The organism is Lacticaseibacillus zeae DSM 20178 = KCTC 3804, assembly GCF_000260435.1.
GTDB lineage: Bacteria > Bacillota > Bacilli > Lactobacillales > Lactobacillaceae > Lacticaseibacillus > Lacticaseibacillus zeae.
Genome location: NZ_BACQ01000029.1, coordinates 41,882 through 51,844 on the forward strand (window position 1 = coordinate 41,882; position 9,963 = coordinate 51,844).

Sequence of the window (9,963 nt, forward strand, 5' to 3'; positions counted from 1 at the left end):
GGAGGCGACATTTTTGGAAAAATTAACCAATGTTGTGGCCGCCAGTCTGCCTCGGGGCATGCGAATCGCCGGTATCAATATCGCGCATACCAGTGGCAGCACCTATTGGCTTTTGTACCAGCAGCCAGACTGGTTAACGTTGCGGCTTGCCACGCATGTTCATTGGTTGAATGGGGTGCAGCAACTACAGGTTATTTGGCCTGATATGCCCGATGTTACGGGACTCAAACCGGTTTTGACCCAAGCATTGGTGAGTCCGGCAGCACACCAAGCTGCGTTTACATTCACGCCAACCGATATCGCCATTGCTAACATGCTGCTGTGGGCGGCGACCCGCAAACTGGTATTCATGCTCCGCCTGACACCGGCAATGGCCAGCACCCACAAGCACCGCCAATTCGATTTGCATCAGGATCTTGAGCCCTTGCCGCTTTTCCTGGGTGATCGGAATAACAGTAACGATTTGTTGTTACCAGTCGCTGATCAGCACCTGCAACACCACTTGATTCAGTTTTATAGCCGAAACCTGTTATTTACGCAATTTTCCGGTCATCATTTGATTAAGCTCTTGCCAACCGCGCAATGGTTGCAGACGATGTTGACGATCATGCCGCCGACCCGTGCCTGGTCAATAACAGTGGCAACGACTTTTGGAACGCAGATGCTTGAGGTTTTCCACCAGGCGCGATTGCGGTATCGTTAAGTTTTAAACACAAACGATATTGTGACACAATTCCGAAGAACATTTATAGTTTAATGAATTCAGGTCGAAACAGAAAATTCTTAGGCAATAAGTTCCATGACGTGCCAAACTGCGCAATCTCCGGCCAGCTGGGGGCTGGAACGTGGTGGGCACGACTTAGAGCCTCTGCAAAACCGGCAGAGTCTCTAAGCTCGGCCTTGTACTACGCTGGGAAGACCGCCCAGCTAGTACAATCTCACCACTGAGCCCCATCTGGCCTACGATTGCTCCGCTTTGGCACTGATGTCTGAACATTCCTAACGAATTGCTCTTGGAAAAACAAAAAGCGAATACACTCGTTGTTGTTGAGTGCATTCGCTTTTTTATTGTCGCCATGGCTTAAGGCTCAGCCACTTTTTTAATAGCGTCTTAAATTATTGAACAGAATAGTTCGGTGCTTCACGCGTGATCTGAACGTCATGCGGATGGCTTTCGCGTAGGCCGGCTCCGGTAATCTGAATGAACTGGGCGTTGTCTTGCAGCTCTTTCAAGTTCGGTGCGCCGACATAGCCCATGCCGGATTCAATGCCGCCAAGCATCTGGAAGATCACATCGCCGAGGCTACCTTTGTAAGCAACCCGGCCTTCAATGCCTTCAGGAACCAGCTTGTTGGCTTCGTTCACGCCACTTTGGAAGTAACGGTCACTTGAACCGTGTGCCTGCGCCATCGCGCCCAATGAACCCATGCCTCGATAAGTCTTGAAGCGCCGGCCTTGATAAATTTCAAACTGACCCGGCGCTTCGTCGGTGCCGGCCAAAAGTGACCCTAACATAACCGCATTTCCGCCAGCAGCCAAAGCCTTCACGATGTCGCCGGAATACTTGATCCCGCCATCGGCAATAATCGTTTTGCCACGTTTACGCGCCACACCAGCAGCATCATAAACCGCCGTCAGCTGAGGAACTCCGACACCGGCAACGATCCGAGTGGTACAAATCGAGCCAGGACCGATCCCGACTTTAACAACATCAACACCGGCATCATACAGCGCTTCCGTTGCTTCCGCCGTCGCTACATTACCGGCAATCAAGGTTGCCAGTGGAAAATGCTCGCGAATTTCCTTGATCTTGCGAATAACCCCGGCACTGTGGCCATGGGCGGTGTCAATGACAATTGCGTCAGCACCGGCATCTAACAAAGCCTGTGCCCGATCAAACGTATCGGAGGTCACGCCGACAGCAGCAGCGACCAACAAGCGGCCATGTGCATCTTTAGCCGCATGCGGGAATTCAACCACTTTTTCAATATCTTTAATGGTAATCAAGCCACTGAGCCGACCATTCTTATCAATTAACGGGAGCTTCTCAATCTTGCGAGCCTGCAAGATCGCTTCAGCATCCTTAATCGAAGTGCCTGCCGGAGCCGTCACTAAACCTTCTTTGGTCATGACAGTGTCGATCAGCACACTCTTGTCATCGACATACCGCAAATCACGGTTGGTAATAATGCCGGTCAGCTTGCGATCGGTTGTGTTGTTCACAATCGGCACACCGCTGATACGATACTTTTTCATCAATGCTTCTGCATCGCTAACCGGCTTATCGGCTGTAAGATAGAAGGGATCCACAATGACGCCATTTTCACTGCGCTTAACTTTGAGCACTTCGTCAGCCTGCGCGGCAATGCTCATATTCTTATGAATAACACCCAGACCGCCTTGGCGTGCCATGGCAATTGCCATCGCACTTTCGGTCACCGTATCCATCCCCGCCGAGATGATTGGGATATTCAACTTCAAGTTGTCCGCAAGTTGTACAGACAGATCGACATCGTGAGGCAAAACATGACTTTCTGCAGGTATCAACAACACATCATCAAATGTAAAACCACGCCGGGCAAACTTTGTATCCCAATGACTCATAGCGTAAATCCCTCTTTCAATTTTTAGTTGTTGACTAATGTACTACCGGAATGTGAACACGTCAAACGTGTTTCGCAATTTTTTTGAAAAGACCGGTATCATAGGCCTAAAAATGAAAGAAAGTCTCATAATTGTTCAGTCTGATCCGAACAAAAAATTAGCGACCCTTGATATGAGAATTTAATGTTCGGATTTTAGCCATTGGGTTTGTGCCGTCATGGCTATCGTTCGGATTAATAGCTGCTGTCATTTTTCAAACAGGGACCGCTTAATGTTTCAACGGCCACCTTTAGCCTTGGCGACGCCACAACCATGCGCCTAACGCCGATAGCAGCGTTGCAAGCCCGGCCAAAAGTCCTGATTGACCCAGTGCTTCGCCGGTTTTTGGCAATCCGTGAGTTGACCCGCTTTCTGTGGACGAAGCCGCCTGAGACGTTTGCGCTGCTACCGACTCAACTGATGCTTTCTGAGAAGCAACCGCTGATGAGGATGCACGCAGCGATGGCCGGCTTGACTGGGCGGACGGGTCAGTGCTTGGTTTTTCTGATGGTGCTTGTGATGGCTTTTGCGACGCTTGCGAACTCGCCTGAGACGCCTGTGAACTTGAGGAAGCAATTGCAGGCATTTTCACTGAAACGACCGCTGCCTTATCGTCCGCCTTTTCGCCGCCGATTAAGTTCCAGTTATAGCCCACTGTCACGTGCTTGTCCGGTAATTCAAAATGATAGAACACATTGCGCTTGAATTGCGGATCATCTGTTGAAAAAGTGACGCGACCTTGGGCATCCGTTGTTTTGACGATTGCCGACTTAGCACCATCAACCAAGTTCGGAATAGCGGCCACTTTCATGTTTGCCAATGGCTGCTTGGTCTGCTGGTCAATGAGCTGGAACGCCCGCTCGCCTTTTTGATAAGTATACTTGTCCATTTCAATTTTGGTTGTCTGCCCCGGTGTGTAAACAAAGCTGTCTGGCACAGCCTTCCATCCTTGGTTATCGGAAGCTACAACCTGAAGTCGGTATGTGTGTCCTGTCTGTAGTCCGTCAGCGGCACCGATCCTTAACCCGCTGATCGATGCTGATGGTTCGTACTCATCAGTTGATGCTAACGTTTTGGTTGCGACCACCTGACCAGTATCCGCGGCAACAATCTGCACCGTGATCGCCTGATGATAATTCGCTGCAATGCCATTCAGTAGTGCGAAGACCAGCGTTTGGTCCTTAGCCGCAACCGATTTGACAGCAGATGCCTGCTCAACTGCCTGACTAGCGGAACCGTTAGCAGTCGTTGCCGCCTGAGTCGGTTGGGCATCCACCAAGCCAAAACCTGCCAATGCCACCGCCGCCAGAACAAATCCGCGTCCGTACTGCTGTTGATGCCCCTTATTCATCCAAAAACCTCCCAAATTTTCTAAAGCGTAACCGTTACGATTAAGCTCACATGAAGTTTACCGGATGAAAAACAAGGCGTCAACTTATTTTTTTTGAGCGCGAGCCAGCCCGGTTAGAAACCGGAGCATAAGTGGCCTCAAGCCAAAATGGCTGGTCTTTGGCTATTTTGACTTGAGGTCCTTATGTGCAGGTTTCTGGGCTGGCGAGCGCGTTATGGTGAGCGCGAGCCAGCGTCCTTATAAAAAAGGCCACCCCAGCAAATGAGGTGACCTTCAACAACCAATCAACTTATTTTAAACCGCAACCCACTACCGCCGGAAAAAGCTCTTGAGATGATACCGACGTTGCAAAAGCCAGTGGGAACCATACGCGACAACGGCGATGATCACGTCCACAAACCACGGCATTGCTCGGGTGAATGGTGTGTCAAGCATCATGAGGGCGCCGCCGATAAAGGTGACCGCAAGAACCAACACGATTCCGCCACCGAGCACTAACCAGGCACTGCGGCGATTCTTCTTGTCCCGTTCCATCCAGTCGGCGTAATACACAAAGAAAAGACCGGCCATGAGGCTTAACATGACAAGATAAGCAAAGCTGTTGCTAGCGTTGTTCTGCGATTTCGGATTGATGTAAGTCATCACGGCGAAGACAGCCGCAAGAATGGCCATGAAAAACAGACCTTGATCGGCGACCAATAACCACAGCGGCTTTTTAGGTTCCGGTTTCGGTGTATGCAGGATTTCATTAGCCTTCACCGTGACCGGCCCATAAAGTTGCGTGGCCGGTTTGCCTTGTCGTTGGGCGGTAATCATTTCCGGCAGCATCGTTTTGAGCAGGGTTTCCTCATCTGCCTCACTCATACCGCCGTCTTTTAATTCACGCCGCAGCTTGAAGACATACTCGTTGTTCTTATTGGTCAGTCTTGCAATCATTTCCGGAACGGTTGTAGCTGGCCGCTCCTGCTTAACATGGGCATTCTTGCTTGCCACCGTTGCTGCCGACTGCTGCGTATCAGCCGCTGACGATGCCGCAGTCTGCTGTTGATCAACTGCAGCGCTGCCCGCTGTTTGATTCGTGTCCGTTTCTTGCTTCTTTACCATGTGTAACTCCTATCTTAAAGTTATCGTCGTCGCGTGCGCGCTTTTGGCTTGCACGTTAAACATTGAACCGAAATTCAATGATATCCCCATCTTGCACTTGATATTCCTTGCCTTCAGAGCGGTAACGTCCGGCTTCCTTGACTGCCTGCACGGAACCATACTTGTCAAGATCCGTAAAGGACATTGTCTCGGCTCGGATAAAACCGCGCTCAAAGTCCGAATGAATGATCCCGGCAACTTGAGGCGCCTTCATGCCCCGTTTAAACGTCCACGCGCGGGTTTCTTTGCCGCCAGCCGTAAAGAAGGTTGCTAAGCCCAGCAAATGGTAGCTAGCCTTGATGAGTTTATCCAAGCCGGATTCATCGACGCCTTCTGCCGCCAAAAAGTCGGCTTTCTCGTCATCATCCAATTCGGCAATTTCCTCTTCGGTCTTGGCCGAAATAGCAATTACCTCGGCGCCTTCTTTAGCTGCTTCGGCTTTGATTTGTTTGACATAATCGACGGAATCCGGGTCGGCCATGGCTTCTTCCGCAATATTGGCGACATAAAGCACCGGTTTACTCGTCAACAAGAACAGGCCCTTGACGATCTTCTGTTCATCTTTATCAAAGTCAATGCTGCGGACCATCCCGCCATTTTCAAGGACCGGCTTGATCTTTTGCAGTACTTTAAACTCTGCCTGGGCTTCCTTGTCTTTGGTTTGGGTACGGGCAACCTTTTCGACCTTGGCATAGCGTTTATTGACCGAATCCAAATCGGCGATTGCCAGTTCCATGTTAATCGTAGCCATGTCTTCCAGCGGATCGACTTTGCCGGTCACACTGGTAATGTTGTCGTCATCGAATGCCCGAACAACGTGCACGATCGCATCTACCTGGCGAATGTTTTCCAGAAACTTGTTGCCAAGTCCCTCGCCTTTGGAAGCGCCTTTCACAATTCCGGCAATATCCGTGAACTCAAAAGTCGTATGAATAATTTTCTTAGCCGGAATCAATTCATCAATCCGCGCCAACCGTTTATCCGGCACCTCGACCATCCCCACATTGGGATCGATGGTCGCAAACGGATAATTGGCCATTTCGGCGCCTGCTTTTGTGATTGCGTTAAAAAGCGTGGACTTACCGACATTGGGAAGCCCGACAATACCTGCTGTTAAAGCCATTTGCTTATTTCACACTTTCTATGATTAATCTGTCTGTTCTGCTTGACCTAAAACTTTCTTGAGCCGCTTCTCAAAATCACGGCGCGACATCATGACAATGTGGCCGCAACCGGTGCAACGAATTTTAATATCGGCGCCGAGGCGAATGACTTCCCATTTATTCGTTCCACATGCATGCGGCTTCTTCATTTGAACCAAATCATGTAATTGGTACATTCGTCTACCTCCAGCGGATTGGCCGGTTAATCGATATTGACGTCTAGCATCGCTAAGATCCGATTGAGATCTTGCTCGGATGTAAAGTCGATTTCGATCTTGCCTTTGCCTTTACTGCCTTCATTAATATTGACTTTCGTGCCGAAACGTTCGCCCAACTGATTTTCGGTTGCTCGGACATACGGTGATTTTGGCTTTTCCTTCGATGTCGAGCGACTTGTCCCGGCGTTCATCTGATTGATTAGCCGTTCAAGTTGGCGAACCGTTAAATTCTCACTAATAGTCTTCTTAGCAACACTGACCATCTTGGTTTTATCTTTGAGACTCAACAAGGTTCGCGCCTGCCCCATTGAGAGCTGATTGGCGCTGAGCATTTGTTTGACTTGCTGCGGCAATGTTAACAAGCGCAAATAGTTGGCAATATATGGCCGACTTTTGCCTAGCCGCGCGGAAACTTCCGCTTGCGTCAAGTTTAAGCGTTTGATCAACGTTTCATAAGCCTGCGCTTCGTCCAACGGAGTCAGATCCTCGCGCTGCAAGTTTTCCAACACTGCGATTTCCATCATTTCCGGATCGTTAAAATCGCGGACAATCGCCGGAATGGTTTCCTTACCAGCCAGCTTAGACGCACGAAAACGCCGCTCACCGGTGATAATTTCATAACCGGAAACACTTTTGCGCACAATAATCGGCTGGAAAACGCCGGTTTGCTTGATGGAATCCGCCAGTTCTTTTAAGCCTTCTTGATCAAAGGTTTTTCGGGGTTGGTACGGGTTCGGCCGGATATCGACCAGTGGCAGTTCTTCAACGGTATTGTTAGCACTCAGATCAGGACTTTCAAAATCTTTGAAAATGGCGTCAATGCCGCGACCTAATCCCTTACTATTCTTATTCGCCATGAGCAGCCAGCACCTCCTTGGCTAAAGCCTCGTAAACTTCGGATCCGCGCGATTTTGGATCAAAATCCACGATTGGCAGACCGTAACTCGGCGCCTCAGCCAATCGGGTAATCCGCGGAATCACGGTTGCATATACTTTATCGCCAAAATACTTGCGCACTTCATCGATCACCTGCGCGCCAAGGTTCGTGCGGGCATCATACATCGTCAGCAGAACCCCTTCAATCGCCAGATTCGGATTGAAATGCTTCTGGACAAGCCGAACCGTGTTAAGCAACTGGCTCAGGCCTTCCAATGCATAATACTCACTTTGAACCGGAATCAGAATCGAATCACTCGCCGTAAACGCATTAATTGAAAGCTGACCCAATGAAGGCGGGCAATCAATCAAAATGTAGTCGTACTGATCCTCGATTGGGTGAAGACCCAATTTCAAGCGCATTTCCCGGGCCATTTGACTGGTTAACTCGATTTCGGCACCGGCCAACTGGATGGTCGCAGGAACAATGGCTAAATTTTTATGTTTGGTTGGCAAAATGGCTTCGGTAATCGGATCTTCGTTGACCAAAACATCGTAAATATCCTTTTCAACTTGGGCTTTTTGAACGCCCACCCCACTTGTAGCATTGCCTTGGGCATCAACGTCGACAATGAGGACTTTCTTCCCAAGGTTTGCCAGACAGGCCCCCAAATTAATGGTCGTTGTGGTCTTGCCAACCCCGCCTTTTTGATTGGCGACAGCGATGATATGTGTCATGAGCTCCCCCTATCTCTTCTCTTTTGGAATCTCGATAATCATGCGGTAAGCGTCATCGGTATCTTCTTCTTTGGCCGTGACGGTCATTCCGGTATCGCGAATCATTTTGACTGAACGCTTCAGTGTATTCCAAGCAACGCGGGTATCGTGGCTAACCGCTGACCGGCGTACTTTTGGCTTCGGCTTTTTTTCCGGCTTCTTAGGTCTTAGCCATTCATTAACCAAAGCCGCTGTTTCCTTCACCGTCAATTTGTCGGCCACAATTTGGTGCAATGCCTGTGCCTGTTGATCATCACTAAGCTTCAGCAATTCCCGCCCATGCCGCTCGCTGATGAGGCCTTTCATAATAGCTTCTTGCACTGGTGCATCCAATTTCAGCAACCGGATCTTATTGGCGACAAACGCCTGACTCTTTCCCAGCTGCTGTGCCAAAGCGCCTTGGGTTAACTGGTTGAGCTTCATCAAAGCCACATACGCCTGGCCTTCTTCAATCGCGCTCAAGCCTTCACGCTGCAGGTTTTCAACCAGCGCCATGGACGCACTTTCATCATCGTCCATCTTCTGGACAATCGCCGGGGCTTTTTCCCATCCCAACAACTGCATTGCGCGATAACGCCGCTCGCCGGCAATGATTTCATATTGGTCAGGCGCATATTCACGCACGATAATCGGCTGCAACAAGCCGTGTTCTTTGATCGTGGCCGCCAGTTCCTGAATCGAATCAGCGGAAAAGACCTTCCGCGGCTGAAACTGATTCGGCGTAATGGCGTTTAGTGGCAACTGTTGCACAACGGTCTCGTCGTTTGGCTTTTTATGGCCAAAAAATGATAATGCCACGCGTTATGCACCTCCCAATGGTTGTTTATTTGGCACCCCCGGCTTACGAGGGTATTTATTTGGTGTTGCCTTCACTTTTTCGATCACCAGCAAATGCCGGGGATCGCCGGTTTCCGGTAAGGTTAGCGCCGCATCCTGGACCAACTTGCCGCCCAGCAAACCGATTGCTGGCTTGGCGGCGATGAGTTCCTCTGCGGTTGCGGCAGCCTTCATGGCCACAAATCGCCCTTGTGGTTTCACCAGTGGCAGGCACAGTTCGGCTAACACATTGAGTGCTGCAACTGCCCGCGCCGTCACCAGATCAAACTGGCCGCGATGCGCTGATTTTTTAGCACCAAAAGTCTCGGCACGATCATGGAATAACTGAACATCTGTCAGCTCCAGGCGCGTCGTTAACCGTTCTAAGAAGCCAATCCGTTTTTGCAAGGAGTCGACAATCGTGATTTTTAACTGCGGGAACGCGATTTTGAGTGGAATTGACGGAAATCCCGCACCGGCACCGACATCACACAGCGATAACGGCTGACGCTGCAAATCAGGCAACACCATCCCCAGGGTCAATGAGTCATAGAAGTGCTTGAGGTAGACGTCCCCTTCAGCTGTGATGCCCGTCAGATTCATTTTTTCATTCTCGCTGATCAGATATTGGTAATAAGCCGCGAACTGATCCTGCTGGTGGTCATCCAAGACGATGCCGTGATCAGCCAGAGCGTGGACAAAAGCTGTTGGATCCATGTCTGCCTCCGTTTTTTGATTTGATTTTGTGGAACAAACAAGGTTTCACGTACCCGTCAAGTGTAACGTAAAAATGCCGTGTGCTCAACCGTATTCTTGGCGTGAAAACGGGTCAAAAATATCGTTGAGTCACCTTGTGCTTAGCCATGAAGTGCGCACGGTGGCCGCAATTTTCAAGCGCTTCATTTTACCACAAATCAACTTGTCGATATGGTGTACTAGTTCACAAGCATAACTAATTCTACAATCAGGTTTTCGT

General features: G+C 49.8%; 10 protein-coding genes. 1 reads left to right on the forward strand and 9 read right to left on the reverse strand.

Translation table 11 applies throughout. The features are described 5' to 3' along the window. Positions 1 to 13 precede the first annotated feature (13 nt). Complete coding sequence (locus tag GSO_RS05330) at positions 14 to 703, forward strand: hypothetical protein (protein WP_010489826.1); 690 nt, start codon at positions 14 to 16, stop codon at positions 701 to 703. Positions 704 to 1,116: 413 nt separating this feature from the next. Here the strand turns inward: GSO_RS05330 and guaB are convergent, their stop codons facing one another. The 9 genes from guaB to rsmG all read right to left on the reverse strand — a co-directional run bounded on the left by guaB (position 1,117) and on the right by rsmG (position 9,704). Then, positions 1,117 to 2,604: an IMP dehydrogenase gene (gene guaB, locus GSO_RS05335; protein ID WP_010489828.1), complete on the reverse strand. Its 1,488-nt coding sequence runs from the start codon at positions 2,602 to 2,604 to the stop codon at positions 1,117 to 1,119. A gap of 289 nt (positions 2,605 to 2,893) precedes the next feature. Beyond that, on the reverse strand, positions 2,894 to 3,994 hold the full coding sequence (locus GSO_RS05340; protein ID WP_010489830.1) for an LPXTG cell wall anchor domain-containing protein: 1,101 nt from the start codon (positions 3,992 to 3,994) through the stop codon (positions 2,894 to 2,896). A 309-nt stretch (positions 3,995 to 4,303) separates the two neighbouring features. Continuing rightward, entirely contained in the window at positions 4,304 to 5,098 is a 795-nt protein-coding gene (locus GSO_RS05345; RefSeq protein ID WP_010489831.1) for a DUF1129 domain-containing protein, read from the reverse strand. A 55-nt stretch (positions 5,099 to 5,153) separates the two neighbouring features. Continuing rightward, positions 5,154 to 6,260, reverse strand: coding sequence for a redox-regulated ATPase YchF (gene ychF / locus GSO_RS05350; protein WP_010489833.1), 1,107 nt, complete (start codon positions 6,258 to 6,260; stop codon positions 5,154 to 5,156). Positions 6,261 to 6,284: 24 nt separating this feature from the next. Then, entirely contained in the window at positions 6,285 to 6,476 is a 192-nt protein-coding gene (locus GSO_RS05355) for a DUF951 domain-containing protein (RefSeq protein ID WP_010489835.1), read from the reverse strand. Between the two features lie 26 nt (positions 6,477 to 6,502). Beyond that, positions 6,503 to 7,375, reverse strand: a complete 873-nt coding sequence (locus tag GSO_RS05360; protein WP_010489838.1) for a ParB/RepB/Spo0J family partition protein — start codon at positions 7,373 to 7,375, stop codon at positions 6,503 to 6,505. Beyond that, positions 7,365 to 8,132 (reverse strand): ParA family protein, encoded by a 768-nt coding sequence (locus GSO_RS05365; RefSeq protein WP_010489840.1) that lies wholly within the window; start codon positions 8,130 to 8,132, stop codon positions 7,365 to 7,367. Before GSO_RS05365 ends, GSO_RS05360 begins: the two co-directional genes overlap by 11 nt. A gap of 9 nt (positions 8,133 to 8,141) precedes the next feature. Continuing rightward, a complete protein-coding gene (gene noc / locus GSO_RS05370; RefSeq protein ID WP_010489842.1) occupies positions 8,142 to 8,969 on the reverse strand; it encodes a nucleoid occlusion protein in 828 nt (275 codons plus the stop codon). Between the two features lie 3 nt (positions 8,970 to 8,972). Continuing rightward, entirely contained in the window at positions 8,973 to 9,704 is a 732-nt protein-coding gene (rsmG, locus tag GSO_RS05375) for a 16S rRNA (guanine(527)-N(7))-methyltransferase RsmG (protein ID WP_010489844.1), read from the reverse strand. Positions 9,705 to 9,963 lie beyond the last annotated feature (259 nt).